17 protein-coding genes, 1 tRNA gene, 4 rRNA genes, 1 other RNA gene and 1 other annotated feature (1 of these 24 only partly in view) are annotated in these 21,803 nt (G+C 41.3%); of the genes, 18 read left to right on the forward strand and 5 right to left on the reverse strand.

The genetic code is table 11. The features are described 5' to 3' along the window. The first annotated feature begins 6 nt into the window (after nt 1-6). The 3 genes from G8O30_RS13735 to G8O30_RS16300 all read left to right on the forward strand — a co-directional run bounded on the left by G8O30_RS13735 (nt 7) and on the right by G8O30_RS16300 (nt 3,529). Nucleotides 7-2,938, forward strand: a 23S ribosomal RNA gene (locus G8O30_RS13735). An 86-nt stretch (nt 2,939-3,024) separates the two neighbouring features. Further along, nucleotides 3,025-3,141, forward strand: a 5S ribosomal RNA gene (gene rrf / locus G8O30_RS13740). Nucleotides 3,142-3,316: 175 nt separating this feature from the next. Continuing rightward, a complete protein-coding gene (locus G8O30_RS16300; protein ID WP_420844623.1) occupies nt 3,317-3,529 on the forward strand; it encodes a sigma factor G inhibitor Gin in 213 nt (70 codons plus the stop codon). A gap of 21 nt (nt 3,530-3,550) precedes the next feature. Here G8O30_RS16300 and G8O30_RS13745 read toward each other — a convergent pair whose 3' ends face one another. Beyond that, complete coding sequence (locus tag G8O30_RS13745) at nt 3,551-4,486, reverse strand: YaaC family protein (RefSeq protein WP_239672622.1); 936 nt, start codon at nt 4,484-4,486, stop codon at nt 3,551-3,553. Between the two features lie 110 nt (nt 4,487-4,596). Here G8O30_RS13745 and guaB point away from each other — a divergent pair, with 110 nt between their 5' ends. The 6 genes from guaB (at nt 4,597) to G8O30_RS13775 (ending at nt 11,206) form a co-directional block, all read left to right on the forward strand. Next, nucleotides 4,597-6,060, forward strand: coding sequence for an IMP dehydrogenase (gene guaB / locus G8O30_RS13750; RefSeq protein WP_239672623.1), 1,464 nt, complete (start codon nt 4,597-4,599; stop codon nt 6,058-6,060). Nucleotides 6,061-6,313: 253 nt separating this feature from the next. Then, nucleotides 6,314-7,639, forward strand: coding sequence for a D-alanyl-D-alanine carboxypeptidase family protein (locus G8O30_RS13755; protein ID WP_420844624.1), 1,326 nt, complete (start codon nt 6,314-6,316; stop codon nt 7,637-7,639). A 252-nt stretch (nt 7,640-7,891) separates the two neighbouring features. Continuing rightward, nucleotides 7,892-8,773 (forward strand): pyridoxal 5'-phosphate synthase lyase subunit PdxS, encoded by an 882-nt coding sequence (gene pdxS / locus G8O30_RS13760; RefSeq protein ID WP_239672624.1) that lies wholly within the window; start codon nt 7,892-7,894, stop codon nt 8,771-8,773. A gap of 1 nt (nt 8,774) precedes the next feature. Further along, on the forward strand, nt 8,775-9,365 hold the full coding sequence (gene pdxT / locus G8O30_RS13765) for a pyridoxal 5'-phosphate synthase glutaminase subunit PdxT (protein WP_239672625.1): 591 nt from the start codon (nt 8,775-8,777) through the stop codon (nt 9,363-9,365). Between the two features lie 50 nt (nt 9,366-9,415). Next, nucleotides 9,416-9,634, forward strand: a binding site (T-box leader). A gap of 67 nt (nt 9,635-9,701) precedes the next feature. Beyond that, on the forward strand, nt 9,702-10,985 hold the full coding sequence (serS, locus tag G8O30_RS13770; RefSeq protein ID WP_239672626.1) for a serine--tRNA ligase: 1,284 nt from the start codon (nt 9,702-9,704) through the stop codon (nt 10,983-10,985). 128 nt (nt 10,986-11,113) lie between these two features. Further along, a tRNA-Ser gene (locus G8O30_RS13775) sits at nt 11,114-11,206 on the forward strand. Between the two features lie 122 nt (nt 11,207-11,328). Here G8O30_RS13775 and G8O30_RS13780 read toward each other — a convergent pair. The 4 genes from G8O30_RS13780 to G8O30_RS13795 form a co-directional block, all read right to left on the reverse strand. After that, nucleotides 11,329-11,997, reverse strand: a complete 669-nt coding sequence (locus tag G8O30_RS13780; protein WP_239672627.1) for a deoxynucleoside kinase — start codon at nt 11,995-11,997, stop codon at nt 11,329-11,331. Next, the gene (locus G8O30_RS13785) at nt 11,981-12,634 is read right to left on the reverse strand and encodes a deoxynucleoside kinase (RefSeq protein ID WP_239672628.1); all 654 of its coding nucleotides are present in this window, start codon (nt 12,632-12,634) and stop codon (nt 11,981-11,983) included. Before G8O30_RS13785 ends, G8O30_RS13780 begins: the two co-directional genes overlap by 17 nt. Nucleotides 12,635-12,830: 196 nt before the next feature. Continuing rightward, nucleotides 12,831-14,114 (reverse strand): glycoside hydrolase family 18 protein, encoded by a 1,284-nt coding sequence (locus tag G8O30_RS13790; RefSeq protein ID WP_239672629.1) that lies wholly within the window; start codon nt 14,112-14,114, stop codon nt 12,831-12,833. Between the two features lie 71 nt (nt 14,115-14,185). Beyond that, entirely contained in the window at nt 14,186-14,707 is a 522-nt protein-coding gene (locus tag G8O30_RS13795; protein WP_239672630.1) for a cysteine hydrolase family protein, read from the reverse strand. A gap of 64 nt (nt 14,708-14,771) precedes the next feature. On the opposite strand from G8O30_RS13795, the gene tadA reads away from it, so the two are divergent. The 9 genes from tadA to G8O30_RS13840 form a co-directional block, all read left to right on the forward strand. Next, complete coding sequence (gene tadA / locus G8O30_RS13800; RefSeq protein WP_239672631.1) at nt 14,772-15,263, forward strand: tRNA adenosine(34) deaminase TadA; 492 nt, start codon at nt 14,772-14,774, stop codon at nt 15,261-15,263. Nucleotides 15,264-15,340: 77 nt separating this feature from the next. Continuing rightward, nucleotides 15,341-15,604: signal recognition particle sRNA large type (ffs, locus tag G8O30_RS13805), an RNA gene on the forward strand. A 178-nt stretch (nt 15,605-15,782) separates the two neighbouring features. Further along, nucleotides 15,783-17,489, forward strand: a complete 1,707-nt coding sequence (dnaX, locus tag G8O30_RS13810) for a DNA polymerase III subunit gamma/tau (RefSeq protein ID WP_239672632.1) — start codon at nt 15,783-15,785, stop codon at nt 17,487-17,489. 12 nt (nt 17,490-17,501) lie between these two features. After that, on the forward strand, nt 17,502-17,819 hold the full coding sequence (locus G8O30_RS13815) for a YbaB/EbfC family nucleoid-associated protein (protein ID WP_239672633.1): 318 nt from the start codon (nt 17,502-17,504) through the stop codon (nt 17,817-17,819). A 17-nt stretch (nt 17,820-17,836) separates the two neighbouring features. Further along, the gene (recR, locus tag G8O30_RS13820) at nt 17,837-18,433 is read left to right on the forward strand and encodes a recombination mediator RecR (RefSeq protein ID WP_239672634.1); all 597 of its coding nucleotides are present in this window, start codon (nt 17,837-17,839) and stop codon (nt 18,431-18,433) included. Between the two features lie 10 nt (nt 18,434-18,443). After that, nucleotides 18,444-18,668 carry a YaaL family protein gene (locus G8O30_RS13825; RefSeq protein WP_239672635.1) on the forward strand — a complete coding sequence of 75 codons (225 nt, stop codon included), beginning with the start codon at nt 18,444-18,446 and terminating at the stop codon, nt 18,666-18,668. A 225-nt stretch (nt 18,669-18,893) separates the two neighbouring features. Beyond that, nucleotides 18,894-19,157 carry a pro-sigmaK processing inhibitor BofA family protein gene (locus tag G8O30_RS13830; protein ID WP_239674566.1) on the forward strand — a complete coding sequence of 88 codons (264 nt, stop codon included), beginning with the start codon at nt 18,894-18,896 and terminating at the stop codon, nt 19,155-19,157. A gap of 357 nt (nt 19,158-19,514) precedes the next feature. Beyond that, nucleotides 19,515-21,065: ribosomal RNA gene (locus G8O30_RS13835) — 16S ribosomal RNA — on the forward strand. A gap of 206 nt (nt 21,066-21,271) precedes the next feature. Next, nucleotides 21,272-21,803: ribosomal RNA gene (locus G8O30_RS13840) — 23S ribosomal RNA — on the forward strand; it runs 2,400 nt beyond the window's last position. The 16S and 23S rRNA genes sit together here, the layout of an rRNA operon.

Genomic DNA, 21,803 nt, shown 5'->3' on the forward strand with positions numbered 1-21,803 from the left:
ATTAACGGTTAAGTTAATAAGGGCGCACGGTGGATGCCTTGGCACTAGGAGCCGATGAAGGACGTCACTAACAACGATATGCTTCGGGGAGCTGTAAGTAAGCTTCGATCCGGAGATTTCCGAATGGGGAAACCCACTGTTCGTAATGGAACAGTATCCTTCTCTGAATACATAGGAGTTGGAAGGCAGACCCGGGGAACTGAAACATCTAAGTACCCGGAGGAAGAGAAAGCAAACGCGATTCCCTTAGTAGCGGCGAGCGAAACGGGAACAGCCCAAACCAAGAGGCTTGCCTCTTGGGGTTGTAGGACACTCTATACGGAGTTACAAAAGAACGAGGTAGATGAAGCGACCTGGAAAGGTCCGCAAGAGAAGGTAAAAGCCCTGTAGTCGAAATCTTGTTCTCTCCTGAGTGGATCCTGAGTACGGCGGAACACGTGAAATTCCGTCGGAATCCGGGAGGACCATCTCCCAAGGCTAAATACTCCCTAGTGACCGATAGTGAACCAGTACCGTGAGGGAAAGGTGAAAAGCACCCCGGAAGGGGAGTGAAATAGATCCTGAAACCGTGTGCCTACAAGTAGTTAGAGCCCGTTAATGGGTGATAGCGTGCCTTTTGTAGAATGAACCGGCGAGTTACGATTTCATGCAAGGTTAAGTTTTAGAAGACGGAGCCGCAGCGAAAGCGAGTCTGAATAGGGCGAATGAGTATGAGGTCGTAGACCCGAAACCAGGTGATCTACCCATGTCCAGGGTGAAGTTCAGGTAACACTGAATGGAGGCCCGAACCCACGCACGTTGAAAAGTGCGGGGATGAGGTGTGGGTAGCGGAGAAATTCCAATCGAACTTGGAGATAGCTGGTTCTCTCCGAAATAGCTTTAGGGCTAGCCTCACGTTGTAAGAGTCTTGGAGGTAGAGCACTGTTTGGACTAGGGGCCCCCATCGGGTTACCGAATTCAGACAAACTCCGAATGCCAATGACTTATCCGTGGGAGTCAGACTGCGAGTGATAAGATCCGTAGTCGAAAGGGAAACAGCCCAGACCACCAGCTAAGGTCCCAAAGTATACGTTAAGTGGAAAAGGATGTGGAGTTGCTTAGACAACCAGGATGTTGGCTTAGAAGCAGCCACCATTTAAAGAGTGCGTAATAGCTCACTGGTCGAGTGACTCTGCGCCGAAAATGTACCGGGGCTAAACGTATCACCGAAGCTGTGGATTCACACCGTTGGTGTGAGTGGTAGGAGAGCGTTCTAAGTGCGTCGAAGCTAGACCGGAAGGACTGGTGGAGCGCTTAGAAGTGAGAATGCCGGTATGAGTAGCGAAAGAAGGGTGAGAATCCCTTCCACCGAATGCCTAAGGTTTCCTGAGGAAGGCTCGTCCGCTCAGGGTTAGTCGGGACCTAAGCCGAGGCCGAATGGCGTAGGCGATGGACAACAGGTTGATATTCCTGTACCACCTCTCTTCCGTTTGAGCAATGGGGGGACGCAGGAGGATAGGGTATGCGCACTGCTGGATATGTGCGCTCAAGCAGTAAGACTGGTAACGAGGCAAATCCCGTTACCGTAAGGTCAAGCTGTGATGACGAGGGAATTATAGTACCGAAGTACCTGATTTCACACTGCCAAGAAAAGCCTCTAGCGAGGAAGAAGGTGCCCGTACCGCAAACCGACACAGGTAGGCGAGGAGAGAATCCTAAGGTGTGCGAGAGAACTCTCGTTAAGGAACTCGGCAAAATGACCCCGTAACTTCGGGAGAAGGGGTGCTCTGATAGGGTGAAAGCCCGAGAGAGCCGCAGTGAATAGGCCCAGGCGACTGTTTAGCAAAAACACAGGTCTCTGCGAAGCCGCAAGGCGAAGTATAGGGGCTGACGCCTGCCCGGTGCTGGAAGGTTAAGGAGAGGGGTTAGCTCACGCGAAGCTCTGAACCGAAGCCCCAGTAAACGGCGGCCGTAACTATAACGGTCCTAAGGTAGCGAAATTCCTTGTCGGGTAAGTTCCGACCCGCACGAAAGGCGTAACGATCTGGGCACTGTCTCAACGAGAGACTCGGTGAAATTATAGTACCTGTGAAGATGCAGGTTACCCGCGACAGGACGGAAAGACCCCGTGGAGCTTTACTGCAACCTGATATTGAATTTTGGTACAGCTTGTACAGGATAGGTAGGAGCCTTGGAAGCCGGAGCGCCAGCTTCGGTGGAGGCATTGGTGGGATACTACCCTGGCTGTATTGAACTTCTAACCCGCGCCCCTTATCGGGGTGGGAGACAGTGTCAGGTGGGCAGTTTGACTGGGGCGGTCGCCTCCTAAAAGGTAACGGAGGCGCCCAAAGGTTCCCTCAGAATGGTTGGAAATCATTCGTAGAGTGTAAAGGCACAAGGGAGCTTGACTGCGAGACCTACAAGTCGAGCAGGGACGAAAGTCGGGCTTAGTGATCCGGTGGTTCCGCATGGAAGGGCCATCGCTCAACGGATAAAAGCTACCCCGGGGATAACAGGCTTATCTCCCCCAAGAGTCCACATCGACGGGGAGGTTTGGCACCTCGATGTCGGCTCATCGCATCCTGGGGCTGTAGTCGGTCCCAAGGGTTGGGCTGTTCGCCCATTAAAGCGGTACGCGAGCTGGGTTCAGAACGTCGTGAGACAGTTCGGTCCCTATCCGTCGTGGGCGTAGGAAATTTGAGAGGAGCTGTCCTTAGTACGAGAGGACCGGGATGGACGCACCGCTGGTGTACCAGTTGTCTTGCCAAAGGCATCGCTGGGTAGCTATGTGCGGAAGGGATAAGTGCTGAAAGCATCTAAGCATGAAGCCCCCCTCAAGATGAGATTTCCCATTCGTAAGAAGTAAGATCCCTGAAAGATGATCAGGTAGATAGGTTCGAGGTGGAAGCATGGCGACATGTGGAGCTGACGAATACTAATCGATCGAGGACTTAACCAAGTCAAACTTGGTGATTCTCGGCAATACGCTTTGGTGGCGCGCAGTATTTAGTTTTGAAAGAACAACGTTCTTTTACATGTACATAGTCTGGTGGCGATAGCGAGAAGGTCACACCCGTTCCCATCCCGAACACGGCAGTTAAGCTTCTCAGCGCCAATGGTAGTTGGGGGTTCTCCCCCTGTGAGAGTAGGACGTCGCCAGGCATTTACGAACACCGTATCTAATTAGATACGGTGTTTTTTGTGAATAGGAATAACTATGTGTAGGCTATGTGATATGGCCTATAGTTACTAATGTAACGACTATTTAGTGAAAGATAAATTCATAGTATATAATTCTAGTAATTTGTCCATACTACCCCTAAAGGGAGGTAGTATGATGAACAATAGTAACTTAGTAGAGTATCAATGCCAGTGTTGTAAACAAAGAAAGCGTAGCGGATATTATATTCACCATCTGTACTTATGTTTGAGTTGTGAACAGTTACTAATATCCTTAGAGCCGGAAGACCCCTTATACAAAGAATATGTCAAGCTTATGACTGCCGCCAGAAGACGAAATAGTCAACCTAATACAATACCAGTTAATTAATAGGTAAACCCTTTTCTAGTTTTATTCTAGAAGAGGGTTTTTTTCTTGATTGCTTTCTAAGTAGTCAAAGATTAAAGACGGACCTGAATATAAAGTAGATTGTAAAAAAGATTGAATTAAAGGGTAATCATGTGTTGGCGAAGATCTAATTAAGTTTCCCCACCACTCTGTCTCATACCTTGCAATCATACTAAGATTATAAAGCAGGAGGTAATGAATGATAAGGTGGGGTAAAAAGTGTATATAACTTAGTTTTGACGGTATATAGATATCTGTATCGGAATGAGATCTAATTGGAAACACTAAGTGCTTATTATATCGTTGGATAGAAATCATGTTATTGTTCCATTTAATTTCTAAATCATCTCCAAAAGATTCTTTTATATCCTGGATGGATATGTTAGAAGGCATTAGCAATGTATCTCCATTTACGGTAACAGATGTAGTACCTTTCGTAGGCCGAAAATAATAAAACAGTTTATCTAATTCGGGAAGACATTCCATTAAATCCCCCATACTAATTTTCTTATTTTCAAGTTGTTTCACGTGGAACAACTTCTCGGATAAATGAGTACATAACCCATTACGTTGAATTTTTACTTCGTCCTGAAAAAATAAATATTGCTGTTTCTTTTTTTTTCGAGTTGATACGCCGTGTGCTAAAACACTGGTAGAGTCAGGATAGAAAGGATCTACAGTTAAAAGAGCAGCCTTCAGCAAATGTGTTAACCCGTAAAAAAGGAGGAGAGGTTTTATTTCTAAAGGCGAAGTAGATGATAATGAATAGTAACTCTTTCCATGTTCTAGATAGTACATAAAAGCAGTAGATTTGTCCCTAGCTTGAAGAGTAGGATTTGGTAATGCTAATGTTTCATAGTGATCATGAAGATATTTATTCACATAAGATGCGGAAGTAAAACGGTATCCTCTCTCCCAAATATGTATAGGTAAAGTCATGGCACGTACCCCTTATATAAACTGAATAATCTAACAAATTATAGACTTCTTGACAGTAGTTTAACCAATTGATAACCTACTAATAATATTTTTTGGAGGAGGAACGATTTATGTGGGAGACAAAGTTTGCTAAAGAAGGTTTAACGTTTGATGATGTTCTATTAATTCCAGCTAAATCCGAAGTATTACCAAGAGACGTAGATTTAAGTGTGGAGTTAACACCTAACGTAAAATTGAACATTCCTATTATCTCTGCTGGTATGGATACAGTTACTGAAGCTGCAATGGCCATTAGTATGGCTCGTCAAGGTGGATTAGGTATAATCCATAAAAATATGAGTGTAGAGCAGCAAGCAGAGCAGGTAGATAAAGTTAAACGTTCTGAAAGTGGAGTTATTACTAATCCATTTTATTTAACACCAGATCATCAAGTGTTTGATGCAGAGCACTTAATGGGTAAATATCGTATATCCGGTGTACCGATTGTAAATAACGAAACAGAATGCAAGCTAGTTGGGATCCTAACAAATCGTGACTTGAGATTCATTAGTGATTTTTCTATACGTATTTCAGATGTAATGACAAAAGAGAATTTAGTAACTGCTCCAGTAGGAACTAGTTTAGAAGAAGCAGAAAAAATCCTTCAGAAATATAAAATTGAAAAATTACCTTTGGTAGATGATTCTGGTGTACTAAAAGGACTTATTACGATTAAAGATATTGAGAAAGTTATTGAGTTCCCTAATAGTGCAAAAGATAAACAAGGACGTTTATTAGTTGGAGCTGCAGTAGGTGTTACAAACGATGTATTACTTCGTGTGGGTAAACTAGTAGAATCACAAGTAGATGTTATTGTTATTGATACTGCTCACGGCCACTCTAAAGGGGTGCTAGACACTGTAAGTAAAATTAGAGAAGCTTATCCTACTGTTGCTATTATTGCAGGTAACGTCGCTACGGCAGAAGCAACACGTGCTTTATATGAGGCAGGTGCTGATATTGTGAAGGTGGGAATTGGACCAGGTTCCATTTGTACAACTCGTGTAGTAGCTGGAGTAGGTGTACCACAAATTACAGCAGTATATGATTGTGCATCTGTAGCACGAGAATTAGGAAAAACTATTATTGCAGATGGTGGAATCAAGTATTCAGGTGATATTGTGAAAGCACTAGCTGCAGGTGGTAATGCAGTCATGCTAGGTAGCCTACTTGCAGGAACATCAGAAAGTCCAGGGGAAACAGAAATTTTCCAAGGACGACGATTTAAAGTTTATAGAGGAATGGGTTCCGTTGGGGCAATGGAACAAGGATCTAAAGATCGCTACTTCCAAGAAGATGCTAAGAAATTTGTACCAGAAGGGATTGAAGGAAGAACTGCCTATAAGGGTCCAGTAACAGATACTATTTATCAATTACTTGGTGGAATCCGTTCGGGAATGGGTTATTGTGGTGCTGCAACCCTTTTAGCTCTTCGTGAAGAAGCGCAGTTTATCCGTATGACTGGTGCTGGATTACGTGAGAGTCATCCGCATAATGTACAAATTACAAAAGAAGCTCCAAACTACTCGTTATAATAGATTCATTTATTATACCTCCTTCTTTTTTGAAGGAGGTATTTCTATTAGAAAGGATGTTACAAATTTCACAAAGAATAGAAAACATACTTTGTACTAGAATGGTGTCTATTTTGTGAAACCTACGTATATAGCGGATTCCCACTTTAGTCCTTCTACCTATTCCATACATAATATGATAAAATTCTAGGCATGCAGATTAATTTTGGAGGGTATTGGAGTGAAAAATAATCTTGTTCAAAAAGTTATAACTATGATGACAGTTCTAATGTTATCGGTTGGGGTTATTCAAACGAACCAAGCGAATGCGGCTACAGACACATTGGCGGTTAATGCAGATGCTGCTATCTTAATTGATGCTAAAACAGGTAAGGTATTATACGAGAAGAACGCAGACACTGCCTTAGGTGTTGCATCTATGACAAAAATGATGACAGAATACCTACTGTTAGAAGCTATAGAAGATGGAAGAGTTACGTTTGATCAACAATATAATGTTAGTGAAGTAGTGTATAAAGTTTCACAAGATCGAGCTTTATCAAATGTTCCACTTCGTGCAGACGGTACATATAGTGTGCAAGAGTTATATGAAGCAATGGTAATCTACTCAGCCAATGGAGCGACTATGGCATTAGCGGAAGTAATCGCCGGATCTGAGACAGAGTTCGTTAAATTAATGAACGAAAAAGGTAATGAGTTAGGGCTTAAGGAGTTTCGATTTGTTAACTCATCTGGCTTAAATAATCGTGATCTAAAAGGTATGCATCCGGAAGGAACGGGTCCGGAAGATGAAAATATTATGTCGGCGAAAGACACAGCTTTATTAGCTCAAAAGCTTTTAACGGAATTCCCCGAGGTATTAGAGACATCTGGAATCTCTCGTAAAGTGTTCCGCGATGGTACCGATGATGCAATAAAAATGGATAACTGGAACTGGATGTTGCCTGGTCTACTGTTCGAATATGAAGGGGTAGACGGTATTAAAACTGGAACAACAGATTTTGCTGGTTACTGTTTTACCGCAACAGCAGAACGAAATGGACAACGTTACATTACAGTAGTGATGAATGCCAAGAATGCTGATGGGCAAGGTTCTTACCAAGCTCGTTTTGGCGAAACGAAGAAAATGCTAGACTTTGCATTTGGTCAACATACAAAAGAAGAAGTATTACCAGCAGGGTACACAATGGAAGCGGCAAAAACATTGCCTGTTACAAAAGGAAAAGAAGATTCTGTTCAAATTGAAACAGAAAAAGCTCTAGAAATGATCATCCGAAACGGTCAAGCAGAAAACTACACTCCAGTCTTTACAGTGGATGAAAGTCTATTAAATGAAGATGGACAATTAACTGCCCCTATTGAGAAGGGAACTCGTGTCGGATACATTAAACTTCAATACAATGGTGAAGGCGAAGAATCCTACTTAACAGAAGAACTTGCTCAAGCAACAGAGATTCCAGTTGTCACTACGGTATCTGTAGAAAAAGCAAATTGGTTTGTCTTATCTATGAGAGGTATCGGAGGATTCTTCTCAGGTATTTGGGATAGTATCGCTTCGACTGTAAAAGGTTGGTTTTAATAAGAGAAGGTTGAAACAAGTTGTAAAAGACTTTGTTTCAACCTTCTTTTTCATATCTATACTTAACTTCATTGTACTAGTTGTTATAAAATGATCTATAGGAAGGACAATAGTAAGTGGTAATTGGAGATAGGTAGAACCTTTCATTCTTGACACAATACTCAATTTATTGTTTAGTTACGTTAGGACAACCGATTATTCCGATCGTGTTACCATGAATGATTGTGAAATAGATACTTAGGGGGCAATGAGATGATTACAGGAACAGACCGAGTAAAACGTGGAATGGCAGAAATGCAAAAAGGCGGCGTTATTATGGACGTTGTTAATGCAGAGCAAGCTCGTATTGCAGAAGCAGCTGGAGCAGTTGCAGTTATGGCACTAGAGCGAGTACCTGCAGACATCCGTGCAGCAGGTGGCGTTGCGCGTATGGCAGATCCACGTATTGTAGAAGAAGTAATGGGGGCAGTATCTATCCCAGTAATGGCAAAAGCTCGTATTGGTCATATTGTAGAAGCTCGTGTTTTAGAATCAATGGGTGTGGATTATATCGACGAGAGTGAAGTATTAACACCTGCAGATGAAGAGTATCATTTAGATAAAAACACATTTACTGTACCTTTCGTTTGTGGTTGCCGTGACTTAGGAGAAGCTCTTCGCCGTATTGGAGAAGGTGCATCTATGTTACGTACAAAAGGTGAACCAGGTACAGGTAATATCGTAGAAGCAGTTCGTCATATGCGTAAAGTAAATGCCCAAGTACGTAAGGTAGCAGCTATGAATCGCGATGAACTTATGACAGAAGCTAAATTGTTAGGTGCTCCGTATGAATTATTACTAGAAATACAAGAAAAAGGAAAACTACCAGTTGTTAATTTCGCAGCAGGTGGAGTAGCGACACCTGCTGATGCCGCTCTTATGATGGAACTAGGTGCAGATGGAGTATTCGTAGGCTCTGGTATCTTTAAATCAGAGAACCCAGAGAAGTTTGCGAAAGCGATTGTTGAAGCAACTACTTACTATCAAGATTATGAGCGTATTGCTCGTTTATCTAAAGAGTTAGGAACGGCGATGAAAGGTATTGAAATTTCTAACTTACTACCACAAGACCGTATGCAAGAGCGTGGATGGTAAAATGACCGTTCGCGTTGGAGTATTAGGATTACAAGGTGCGGTACGTGAGCATGTGCAAGCTATTGAAGCAATTGGTCAAACAGCTGTTATTATAAAAGAACCAGAACAGTTAGAGCTTGTAGATGGCTTGATTATACCTGGTGGTGAAAGTACCACGATGCGTAAACTAATTGATGAATATGGATTTATGCCAGCGCTACAATCTTTTGCAGAATCAAAAAAGCCGATGTTTGGAACATGCGCGGGATTGATTTTGCTAGCAAAATCAATAGAAGGATATGATCAGCCTCATATTGGTGTAATGGATGCGAAAGTAGCTCGTAATTCTTTTGGGCGTCAAAAAGATTCATTTGAAGTCTCATTAGATTTGGTTGACATTGGTGATGATTTCCCGGCAGTATTCATTCGTGCTCCACACATTTTAGAAGTTGGTCCAGATGTAACGGTTTTAGCTAAACATAATGGTCGAATTGTTGCAGCAAGAGATGGCCAATATCTAGGCTGTTCATTCCATCCAGAATTGACAGATGATCATCGTATTACGCACTACTTTGTAGAAATGGTACAGGATTATCAAAAAACGAATGCATAAGCGTATTGCCTTTCAGACATAATGATAGTAAACTATTGTTAATTAAATGAACGAAAACGATGATAAGAAATAGTAATAGAAGTGCTGTTGTAAAGAGAGACGGTGGTTGGTGAAAACCGTTCAACACCTTTTATGAATCCATCTTAGAGTGATATTCGAAGCTCTGTGAGTATAAGGGTATCCGGCACTGACCGTTATTCAGTCAAGCGAAGAAAGTGTACTAACTTTCTTAACTAGGGTGGCAACGCGGGAAAGCTCTCGTCCCTTTCTACAAGGGATGGGGGCTTTTTTGCGTTCTTATCGCTCTAATCGTTCATTAAAAAGGAGGAGTTTCTTTTGTTAGATAGCAAAGTATTACGTACTCAATTCGAAGAAGTAAAAGCGAAATTCCAGCATCGTGGAGAAGACCTAGGAGATTTTGAGAAATTCGGGGAACTAGACGTTCGTCGCCGTGAATTACTAGTTGAAGTAGAAGAACTAAAAAGTAAACGTAATGAAGTTTCTCAAAAGATTGCACAATTAAAAAGAGAAAAGCAAGATGCCGAAGCTATGATCGTAGAAATGCGTGAAGTTGGAGACCGTGTAAAAGTATTAGATGAAGAACTGCGTGAAGTAGAAGAAAAACTAGAAAGCATCCTACTATCTATCCCTAATATTCCTCATGATAGTGTTCCTGTTGGATCTTCTGAAGATGACAATATTCCAGTACGTCATTGGGGTGATATTCGTGAGTTTGATTTTGAACCAAAACCTCATTGGGATGTAGCGACAGATCTACAGTTATTAGATTTTGAACGTGCTTCTAAGGTTACTGGTAGCCGTTTTGTCTTTTATAAAGGGGTAGGTGCAAGATTAGAACGCGCACTATTTAACTTCATGTTAGATCTTCATGTAGATGAACATGGATATGAAGAGGTATTACCTCCATACCTTGTAAACCGTGCTAGTATGACTGGTACAGGTCAACTACCAAAGTTTGAAGAAGATGCATTCCGTATTGAAAGTGAAGATTATTTCTTAATTCCAACTTCAGAGGTTCCTGTAACGAATATGCACCGTGATGAAATTGTTCCGGGAGAAGAATTACCAATGTCTTATGCTGCGTTTAGTGCAAACTTCCGCTCAGAAGCAGGATCAGCTGGTCGTGACACTAGAGGACTTATTCGTCAGCATCAGTTCAATAAAGTAGAATTAGTTCACTTTGTTAAACCAGAAGAGTCTTATGAAACACTTGAAAAACTAGTTGGACATGCAGAGAAAGTTCTTCAATTGTTAGGTCTTCCATACCGAGTGATGAGCATGTGTACAGCTGATCTTGGTTTCACAGCAGCTAAGAAATATGATATCGAGGTTTGGATTCCAAGTTACGGTACCTACCGTGAAATCTCTTCTTGTAGTAATTTCGAAGCGTTCCAAGCGCGCCGTGCAAACATTCGTTTCCGTCGAGAAGCGAATGCGAAGCCAGAACATGTGCATACACTTAATGGATCTGGGCTAGCGATCGGTCGTACTGTTGCAGCAATCTTAGAGAACTATCAACAAGAAGATGGTAGTGTAGTTATTCCAGAAGTACTTCGTCCATATATGGGTGGAAAAGAAGTTATCCCTTATAAAGGATAATGAAAATTGTTCAGACTCATTCTAGAGATAGAGTGAGTCTGAATAAGGTTAAAAAAACTTTTCGAAAAAACTTTTTAAAAAGTGTTGACCATTTCGTTTATATAGTGTAATATAAATCTTGTCGATACGGAGGAATACCCAAGTCTGGCTGAAGGGATCGGTCTTGAAAACCGACAGGGGTGTAACAGCCCGCGGGGGTTCGAATCCCTCTTCCTCCTCCATTTGATATTTTAAACAAAGAACCATCGCGCATAAATTGGAGATTAAACCGTCATACCTAGTATGGCGGTTTTTCGTATATATTTGGATAGAAAAAAGCCCTCTGCCGAACAGAGGGTTTTCGTTACTTTTTGAAGTTAGAGGTATGTTTTAAGAAATCTCCTATGCGCTCTAATAATGGTTCAATAGAATCCTCTTGAGCAATTAAATCATATTCATTAATGTTTAAACGCATAACAGGGCAAGTATTGAAGTTATTAATCCAGTTTTCATAACGCTCATGCATTTCTTCCCAATATGCAACAGGCGTCTTTTGTTCCATCGGACGTCCTCGTTCATGAATTCTAGAAAGAATGTCATCTAGCGAACCTTCTAAATAGATAAGTAAGTCTGGATGAGGGAAGTAAGGTGTCATAACCATTGCATCAAATAAGTTCTTATATGTTTCATAGTCCACTTCGCTCATATTACCTTTTTCATAATGCATTTTAGCAAAGATTCCAGTATCCTCGTAGATAGATCGATCTTGTATAAATCCGCCTCCGTATTCAAAGATACGTTTTTGTTCTTTAAATCTTTCCGCTAAGAAATAAATTTGTAGATGGAAGCTCCAACGTTTAAAGTCATTATAAAAAGAGTCAAGGTAAGGGTTTGTATCAACTTTTTCAAAAGATGTTCTAAAGTTTAATTTCTCTGCAAGTTTTGTTGTCATAGTAGATTTTCCTACACCAACTGTCCCTGCAATGGTAATAACAGCATCTTTCGGGATATTATATTTATCGCGTAAATTCATCTTGCTGTGCTCCTTCTTTTAAGGTTTCTTCTAATGCTTGTAACATCATTTTTAGGTCACCTGGTTTTTGTACAAAATCAATATGATCTCCATTAAAGCGTAGAACTGGTACTTCAGGATGAGCTTTTTCGAAGTCAGCCATAAACTGTTCATAATCAGCTGAAAGTTGTTCTAAGTATAGCGGGCTGATATTTTTCTCTACTTCACGACCACGTTTTTGAATACGTTCTAGTAATGTTTCTAAACTAGCATGTAAATAGATCACTAAGTTAGGCTTAGGCATGTCCTCTGTTAAAATAGAGTATATATCCATGTATTTTTGTGCTTGTTGTTCTTTTAATGTGCGCTTAGAGAAGATTAAGTTTTTGAAGATATTATAATCAGCTACTACCGCTTTTTCTTCAGATAAAAACTTCGTATGGATATCTTCTAATTGTTTATACCTATTACATAAGAAAAACATCTCTGTTTGGAAACTCCACTCTTCAATGTTTTCATAGAATTTTCCTAGAAAAGGATTTTCATCTACTATCTCTTTTAAAAGGTGATAAGAAAAGTGCTCAGATATTGCTTTAGCTAAAGATGTTTTTCCTACCCCAATTGGACCTTCTACCGTAATAAACGGAACATTCTTCACAGGATTTCCTCCTCACTAACTGAAACGATTCCTAAATAGACAAATGTTATTGTATCACAGACCTTCCTTTACAGTTAGTCTAAACAAATAGTTTCTTTTCTCTTTTTATGGTAATGCATGTAGTTGATTAGTAGGTAAAGGTAGTTAGGGGAATAAAAAAACTTAGCGAGAAATATCGCTAAGTAGGAGAGGGGCTTTACTTCTTTTCTACTGTGAAGTTAGAGTCAATGAGTAACCAATTTTGAGGGAAAGGTAAACCAAGCTTCCAATAGCTCATTCCTCGCAAATTTAACTCTCGCATTAGATTAAACTTAGCTTGGATGGACCTAGCGTCTTCGAACCATACCTCATGTTGTTTGCCTTCTTGATCACGATAGTTATATGTCGGTGCTTGAGCTTTCTCATTGTATTCTATCGCTACATTTTTTTCTGCAGCTAAAAGAATAGCTGCCTGAGGACTTAATGCTTTGGCTGTTGTCCCTTGTTTAAATGGAAGCGTCCAGTCGTATCCATATAAATTTTGTCCCATCATTATCTTTTTACTAGGCATTTCTGTAATAGCGTATTCTAGAACTTCTCTTACAGGACCAATAGGAGATACAGCTTGAGCAGGACCGCCACTATACCCCCATTCATACGTCATAATTACAACAAAATCGACTATCTCACCATGTGTTTTGTAATCATGTGCTTCGTACCATGCACCTTTTTGATCGCTACTTGTTTTAGGTGCAAGAGCAGTTGAAAGTAACCATCCCTGTGCGGAAAAACGTTGTTTAGCTTTCCTTAAGAATTGGTTATATGCTTCCTTGTCAGCTGGACGTAAATATTCAAAGTCAAAGTGAATGTCACGGAAACCATATTTTTTTGCAGTTGCTTCAATATTGTTTAGTAACTTATTTTGGACGGCTTGATCGTTTAGTAAGATACGTCCTAATTCGTCGTTAAATCCACCTTCTTCTAGGTTGGTTATTACCATCATAAGTATGTTGTTGTTCTCATCAGCAATTTGTTTCAAATTTGTTAATGCAGGCTCCTTTAATTCACCTGTTCGTAAAGCTTGAAAAGAAAAAGGTGCTAAATACGTTAAGTATGGAGCTGCTTCCCTTGCGCTATCTTGTAAATCTTGAGGAATTGTTTTACTAAAAGGTTCAAGATACGCGTTAAATTCCATTTTTACCTTAGGTGGTTCTGGGATATAAAGACGGAACCCAATTGTTAAGGATTGATTAACGGATATACCGTTGATTCTTGCTAACTCTTGGTAAGTCAAACCAAAGCGGTTTGCGATGGACCACAAAGAATCCCCTTTTTGTACTTCATAAAAAGAACCTATAATAGGGATGACCATTGTTTGACCGACTACTAGTCGATTTGGGTTTGGAATTTGATTTGCTTCTACGATCTCTGACACTGTTGAACCGTATGAACGAGCAATGGTAGTAATGCTTTCGCCAGGCTTTACAACGTGTATTTGCACTGTCCCACCTCTTTTCTTTATGGCTTTCAAGCTACATATATGACAGGTGGGGGTTGGCACATACCAAAAAGTTAGAATTTAGTTGTGTCAGCTTTCAAAACATTCTTCATCATTCGCAGTGCATAGATTTGATCATCATCAGAAACGGATGCGATAGCATTTTCCGGAACATGCAAAGGGAACTCTCGCATATATGCATCATTTGCAGTAAAGAGTACGCATATGTTTCCTGCAATTCCTGCCAACACTAAGTTGGTTACATGAAGTTGGTGTAGTAGTGTCTGGAGAGCTGTACCATAAAAGGCAGAGTGTTTCGGCTTTATTAAAAAATAATCATTTTTATCAGGGAACAAAGAATCGATAATCGGCTTGCTTGTAGGGTTTGAAATTTCTTGTACAATCCTTTTTATATCTGCTTCCCATAAGTTATAATGGTCGTTAATATAGATAATGGGCTCATTTCTCTCATAAAAAGATTGTTTCAGTTTCAATATAGTTGGAATCATCGCCGTTGTTTTATTTGCTAAAACGTCTCCATGAGAGAAGTCGAAGGAGTTCAAAACATCAATTAGTAGTAAGGCTTTTTTAGTCATAGTAGCCTCCTTTTTTCTTTTAGTCTGTCTAAGTAAAAAGGCGATTAGTAAGGAGAATAATGCCATGTGTACGGATTCATATTTTATGGAACAAGCAATAGCAGAAGCGGAAAAAGCAAGAGCTATCGGAGAAGTTCCTATTGGTGCTGTAGTTGTATTAAACGAAGAAATAATAGGTAGAGGGCACAACTTGCGTGAAACTACTCAACAAGCAACAACTCATGCAGAGGTCATAGCGATTGAACAAGCTTGTAAGAAAATTGGTTCATGGCGTTTAGAAGATACGACATTATACGTAACATTAGAACCATGTCCTATGTGTAGTGGTGCTATCATCCTATCTAGAGTTAAACGTGTAGTATATGGTGCTAGGGATCCAAAGGCTGGGTGTGTTGGTAGTTTAATGAATTTACTTCAAGATGATCGATTTAACCATCAATGTGAAGTAACAGAAGGTGTATTAAATGAGCGTTGTTCTAGCCTTTTAACAACATTTTTCCGTGAACTTAGAGATAAGAAAAAGCTGCTTAAGCAATTAAGAAGCGATACGGATTGAATTTGCATTTTGTTCCGTTTCTTAGTATACTGAGTCTACGTCGTGATTACACGACTTCATAATTGGTATCACATTTGCCGTGCTAGGTGGGGAGGTAGCGGTGCCCTGCACCCGCAATCCGCTCTAGCGGGACTGAATCCCTTTCCGAGGTCACTCTTCTGTAAGGCTGCCTCAAGTAAGTGGTGTTGACGTCTGGGTCCTGCGCAATGAGAATCCACGAACCATGTCAGGTCCGGAAGGAAGCAGCATTAAGTGGAATCTCTCATGTGCCGCAGGAGTGCCTGGGCCGAGCTAACTGCTTGAGTAACGCTTATGGAAAGTGATCGACGAGAGGTGCACGGCAGTTTACTTACATAAGCAAAGCACGTCCTTTAGGGGGCGTGCTTTTTTCTTTAATCAAGGAAAACATATCATCGACCAGGTAAAGGATTCACACTTGGGTGAGGTTCATTCTAATATTTACATATTAATTCATGTATAATAGAACATATATAATAGATCGAATAAAGGAGGCAACAAATGAGTTATCAAGCTTTGTATCGTGTTTGGAGACCACAGGTATTTGAAGATGTCATTGGTCAACGCCACGTTACACAAACACTCCAAAATGCCTTGCTTCAGCAAAAAACTTCTCACGCTTACTTATTTTCTGGACCTCGTGGTACAGGGAAAACAAGTGCTGCAAAAATTTTAGCAAAAGCAATTAACTGTGAAAGAGCACCTATTTCAGAACCTTGTAATGAATGTCCTGCTTGTAAAAGTATTACGGATGGGTCTAGTCCTGATGTCATGGAGATTGATGCTGCATCTAATAACGGCGTGGAGGAAATAAGGGATATACGAGATAAGGTGAAATATAGTCCAACTTCCGTTCGCTATAAGGTATATATAATCGATGAGGTCCATATGCTTTCCATTGGAGCTTTTAATGCCTTGTTGAAAACATTAGAAGAACCTCCAAGTCATGTCTTATTTATTTTAGCGACCACAGAACCGCATAAAATTCCGCTAACAATTATCTCACGCTGTCAACGTTTCGACTTTAAGAGAATTACAGCACACGATATCGTTTATCGAATGAAGCATATTACACAAGAAACTGGTATTCACGTTCAAGAAGAAGCTATGTTTACAATTGCTAGGACAGCTGAGGGTGGAATGCGTGACGCGTTAAGTCTACTAGACCAAGCTATTTCTTTTAGTGATGGAGAGGTAACAATACAGGAAGCGTTAACTGTTACAGGTTCTATTTCACAAGATGCTTTGCAGTCTTTAGCAGAGGCTGTAGAGGATAAGGACTTATCGAAAGCTTTGACTTCCTTAAAGCAGCTACTGATGAGTGGCAAAGATCCAAGCAGAATTATTGAAGACCTTATATTGTATTATAGAGACTTACTTTTATATAAATCTGCACCGGAATTAGAGGAATCTATGGAACGGGTTGTGATGGACCAAGCGTTTCAAGAGCTAGCAGATAGAACTTCAACTTCATTCATCTATCATTACCTAGATGTATTAACAAAAACACAACAAGATATGAAATGGGCTAATCAAGCACAAACTGTTATGGAAATTTCATTAGTAAAGATGTGTGAAGATCAAGACCATGTTTCCGTATCTAATGAAGAAGTAGATGAATTGAAAAAACAGCTTCTCCAATTGCAAGCTCAAGTAAAGACGCTAGTAGAACAAGGGGTTAAAGTACAAAGTTCAACCTCAGAGCCAGCTAAATCAAAACCTACTAGTAGACCATCGGCTAGAGGATATCGTCCCCCTACAGGTCGTGTAAAAGAAATATTAAAAGAAGCAACAAAGGAAGATCTCCAACAAATTAGAACTCGCTGGGGCTTAATGCAAGAGAGAATGGTCCAAATGAAACTGCGCTCCCTAGTAGCTTTATTGTCAGAAGCGGAGCCAGTTGCTGCAAGTCCTTCTAGCTTTGTGATTAAGTTTGAACACGAGATCCACTGTCAGATGGCTACGGAAAAACCCGAGTTTTCGCAAAGTATTTCAACGGTCCTTGCAGAATTAACTGGTACGTCATATGATGTAATAGGAGTGCCTTCAAAACATTGGCATGAAATAAGAGAAGAGTTTATTAAATTTCAACAATCAGACTCCTCTTCTAGTGATATGAGTTCTGGAGAACGCGAAGAAGATCCATTGGTTTCTGAAGCTTTAAAACTAGTGGGTGATGAGCTAGTAGAGTGGGTAGATGAAAAATAGGAGGGTATCTATATGCGTGGAATGGGTAATATGCAAAATATGATGAAACAAATGCAAAAGATGCAAAAGAAAATGGCAGAAGCACAAGAAAAACTTGGGGAAGAAAGAATTGAAGGATCTGCTGGTGGCGGTATGGTTACTGTTGTAGTATCTGGTCATAAAGAAGTTGTAGACATTATTATTAAAGAAGAAGTAGTAGATCCAGAAGATATCGATATGCTTCAAGATTTAGTATTAGCAGCGACAAATGATGCTTTGAAGAAAGCAGAAGAACTATCTTCTTCTACAATGGGCCAGTTTACTAAAGGAATGAATCTACCAGGATTCTAATTGGTAGGGAGGATGCTATGCACTACCCAGAACCGATATCAAAACTAATAGATAGTTTTATGAAATTACCTGGAATTGGACCTAAGACTGCATCACGATTAGCCTTTCACGTGCTTGGTATGAAAGAGGAGACAGTCCTTGATTTTGCAAAAGCATTAGTAAATGCAAAAAGGAATCTGGGGTATTGTTCTGTATGTGGACATATAACAGACCAAGATCCGTGCTCTATCTGCGAAGATACAAGAAGAGACAGGTCTTTAATATGTGTTGTCCAAGATCCAAAAGATGTCATTGCGATGGAAAAAATGAAAGAATTCAATGGGTTGTATCATGTATTACATGGTGCAATTTCACCAATGGACGGTATTGGTCCGGAAGATATAAATGTACCAGATCTTCTAAAGCGACTTCAAAATGAAGAAGTGGAAGAAGTTATATTAGCCACTAATCCTAATATAGAAGGAGAAGCAACGGCGATGTATATATCTAGATTGGTAAAACCTTCAGGGATTAATGTCACTCGTATAGCACATGGACTCCCAGTTGGTGGCGATTTAGAGTATGCAGACGAAGTTACCCTGTCTAAGGCGTTAGAAGGAAGACGTCAAGTATAGGAGGCACATTATGTTTTTCCGACAAAAACAAAAGTTAAAAAAAGAGTATGATGAAAAACTTCTTCTATTATTAGAAGATGCTCGAGAGGATTGGGTTAGAAAGAAAGACCTTCTTTCTAGAACCTTTGAATATAATGAAGGTTTATCCAGTGAAACAAATGTAGCAGAGTCTATATACTTCTTTTTATTTAAAGAAGCAAAACATAGAAATATACGAGCAGGAGGAGGCGATTAATCGCCTCCTTTTTTGTTATGTGACCAGTAACAACTCATCGGTGGCCACTTGATGTGGCGTGTACTGAGATGAGTCTCCACCAACCATTCATGTAGTGAAAGGTAATGTTAGTGTCTATTAATCGGCTTTCCTAAGTATAAGTAGCAGCGTTAGGTTCTAAATTTGGACAACCTTTCGTAGATTAATTATAAGAAGATATTGATGTGCGAAAAGGAGAGTTGGATGATGGAACCAGTTTTAGTAATTGGTATTGTGTGTGTAGCTGTGGTTTTTTTACTGACGATAGGAAGTTCGATTAAACCTGTTAAATGGATAGGCTTAGGGATAACGAAAATTATTATAGGAGCAATCTTTTTATTTCTATTAAACACGCTCGGAAGTTCTGTAGGGATTCATGTACCTATTAATTTATTAACATCTACAATTTCAGGGGTATTAGGGATACCTGGAGTTGCGGCTTTAACGGTCATTCAATATTTAATTGTATAGCGATCATTTCTCTTTAGTAGGCGTTGGTATAGTAAGAAACCTATCAAGATAGGTTAAAACATTTTAATGGGATTGTGAAAAAAGATAAAACTTTTTAAGAAAGTTTTATCTTTTTTATTGCAATATTAATAGATAGTTGATATATTATTAAACGTCGCTGATGAACAACATGTTCACAGAGATAAAAAAGAAAAAAGTTGTTGACAAAGTTATTGAGACTTGATATTATAGTTAAGTCGCCAAAACAAGACGACAACAAATATTGAACTTTGAAAACTAAACAAACCAAGTGCCAACGTTTAATTCAGTTGTTTCTAGGAAACAACAAAACAAGTTTTTTATGAGCTAATCAAACATCTATTGGAGAGTTTGATCCTGGCTCAGGACGAACGCTGGCGGCGTGCCTAATACATGCAAGTCGAGCGAACTTGTGGGAGCTTGCTCCCGCAAGTTAGCGGCGGACGGGTGAGTAACACGTGGGTAACCTGCCTGTAAGATTGGGATAACTCCGGGAAACCGGGGCTAATACCGAATAACATCATTTGTCGCATGACAGATGATTCAAAGGTGGCTTCGGCTATCACTTACAGATGGACCCGCGGCGCATTAGCTAGTTGGTGAGGTAACGGCTCACCAAGGCGACGATGCGTAGCCGACCTGAGAGGGTGATCGGCCACACTGGGACTGAGACACGGCCCAGACTCCTACGGGAGGCAGCAGTAGGGAATCTTCCGCAATGGACGAAAGTCTGACGGAGCAACGCCGCGTGAGTGAAGAAGGTTTTCGGATCGTAAAACTCTGTTGTTAGGGAAGAACAAGTACCGTTCGAATAGGGCGGTACCTTGACGGTACCTAACCAGAAAGCCACGGCTAACTACGTGCCAGCAGCCGCGGTAATACGTAGGTGGCAAGCGTTGTCCGGAATTATTGGGCGTAAAGCGCGCGCAGGTGGTTTCTTAAGTCTGATGTGAAAGCCCACGGCTCAACCGTGGAGGGTCATTGGAAACTGGGAAACTTGAGTGCAGAAGAGGAAAGTGGAATTCCACGTGTAGCGGTGAAATGCGTAGAGATGTGGAGGAACACCAGTGGCGAAGGCGACTTTCTGGTCTGTAACTGACACTGAGGCGCGAAAGCGTGGGGAGCAAACAGGATTAGATACCCTGGTAGTCCACGCCGTAAACGATGAGTGCTAAGTGTTGGAGGGTTTCCGCCCTTCAGTGCTGCAGCTAACGCATTAAGCACTCCGCCTGGGGAGTACGGTCGCAAGACTGAAACTCAAAGGAATTGACGGGGGCCCGCACAAGCGGTGGAGCATGTGGTTTAATTCGAAGCAACGCGAAGAACCTTACCAGCTCTTGACATCCTCTGACAACCCTAGAGATAGGGCGTTCCCCTTCGGGGGACAGAGTGACAGGTGGTGCATGGTTGTCGTCAGCTCGTGTCGTGAGATGTTGGGTTAAGTCCCGCAACGAGCGCAACCCTTGATCTTAGTTGCCATCATTTAGTTGGGCACTCTAAGGTGACTGCCGGTGACAAACCGGAGGAAGGTGGGGATGACGTCAAATCATCATGCCCCTTATGAGCTGGGCTACACACGTGCTACAATGGACGGTACAAAGGGCTGCAAGACCGCGAGGTTAAGCCAATCCCATAAAACCGTTCTCAGTTCGGATTGTAGGCTGCAACTCGCCTACATGAAGCTGGAATCGCTAGTAATCGCGGATCAGCATGCCGCGGTGAATACGTTCCCGGGCCTTGTACACACCGCCCGTCACACCACGAGAGTTTGTAACACCCGAAGTCGGTGGGGTAACCTTTTGGAGCCAGCCGCCTAAGGTGGGACAGATGATTGGGGTGAAGTCGTAACAAGGTAGCCGTATCGGAAGGTGCGGCTGGATCACCTCCTTTCTAAGGATATATTACGGAACAGTACTTCTTCGGAAGTGCTGACGTTCGGCACATACATTGGTTTGTTTAGTTTTGATGGTTCAATCCATCAAAACTTTTGTTCTTTGAAAACTGAATACTGTAAGACACCAAAGCAATTAAAACCGAGAATCGCCATCTTAAGATTTCTTTCCATTATGGTAAGAAAAAAATATAGCATTATTAACGGTTAAGTTAATAAGGGCGCACGGTGGATGCCTTGGCACTAGGAGCCGATGAAGGACGTCACTAACAACGATATGCTTCGGGGAGCTGTAAGTAAGCTTCGATCCGGAGATTTCCGAATGGGGAAACCCACTGTTCGTAATGGAACAGTATCCTTCTCTGAATACATAGGAGTTGGAAGGCAGACCCGGGGAACTGAAACATCTAAGTACCCGGAGGAAGAGAAAGCAAACGCGATTCCCTTAGTAGCGGCGAGCGAAACGGGAACAGCCCAAACCAAGAGGCTTGCCTCTTGGGGTTGTAGGACACTCTATACGGAGTTACAAAAGAACGAGGTAGATGAAGCGACCTGGAAAGGTCCGCAAGAGAAGGTAAAAGCCCTGTAGTCGAAATCTTGTTCTCTCCTGAGTGGATCCTGAGTACGGCGGAACACGTGAAATTCCGTCGGAATCCGGGAGGACCATCTCCCAAGGCTAAATACTCCCTAGTGACCGATAGTGAACCAGTACCGTGAGGGAAAGGTGAAAAGCACCC

Source organism: Mangrovibacillus cuniculi (assembly GCF_015482585.1).
GTDB classification, from domain to species: Bacteria; Bacillota; Bacilli; order Bacillales; family R1DC41; genus Mangrovibacillus; species Mangrovibacillus cuniculi.

Coding starts and splice junctions, on each gene's coding strand:
- G8O30_RS16300 (WP_420844623.1), top strand. CDS start 3,317: ATGAACAATAGTAACTTAGTAGAGTATCAATGCCAGTGTTGTAAACAA.
- G8O30_RS13745 (WP_239672622.1), bottom strand. CDS start 4,486: ATGACTTTACCTATACATATTTGGGAGAGAGGATACCGTTTTACTTCC.
- guaB (WP_239672623.1), top strand. CDS start 4,597: ATGTGGGAGACAAAGTTTGCTAAAGAAGGTTTAACGTTTGATGATGTT.
- G8O30_RS13755 (WP_420844624.1), top strand. CDS start 6,314: ATGATGACAGTTCTAATGTTATCGGTTGGGGTTATTCAAACGAACCAA.
- pdxS (WP_239672624.1), top strand. CDS start 7,892: ATGATTACAGGAACAGACCGAGTAAAACGTGGAATGGCAGAAATGCAA.
- pdxT (WP_239672625.1), top strand. CDS start 8,775: ATGACCGTTCGCGTTGGAGTATTAGGATTACAAGGTGCGGTACGTGAG.
- G8O30_RS13780 (WP_239672627.1), bottom strand. CDS start 11,997: ATGAATTTACGCGATAAATATAATATCCCGAAAGATGCTGTTATTACC.
- G8O30_RS13795 (WP_239672630.1), bottom strand. CDS start 14,707: ATGACTAAAAAAGCCTTACTACTAATTGATGTTTTGAACTCCTTCGAC.
- tadA (WP_239672631.1), top strand. CDS start 14,772: ATGTGTACGGATTCATATTTTATGGAACAAGCAATAGCAGAAGCGGAA.
- dnaX (WP_239672632.1), top strand. CDS start 15,783: ATGAGTTATCAAGCTTTGTATCGTGTTTGGAGACCACAGGTATTTGAA.
- G8O30_RS13815 (WP_239672633.1), top strand. CDS start 17,502: ATGCGTGGAATGGGTAATATGCAAAATATGATGAAACAAATGCAAAAG.
- recR (WP_239672634.1), top strand. CDS start 17,837: ATGCACTACCCAGAACCGATATCAAAACTAATAGATAGTTTTATGAAA.
- G8O30_RS13825 (WP_239672635.1), top strand. CDS start 18,444: ATGTTTTTCCGACAAAAACAAAAGTTAAAAAAAGAGTATGATGAAAAA.
- G8O30_RS13830 (WP_239674566.1), top strand. CDS start 18,894: ATGGAACCAGTTTTAGTAATTGGTATTGTGTGTGTAGCTGTGGTTTTT.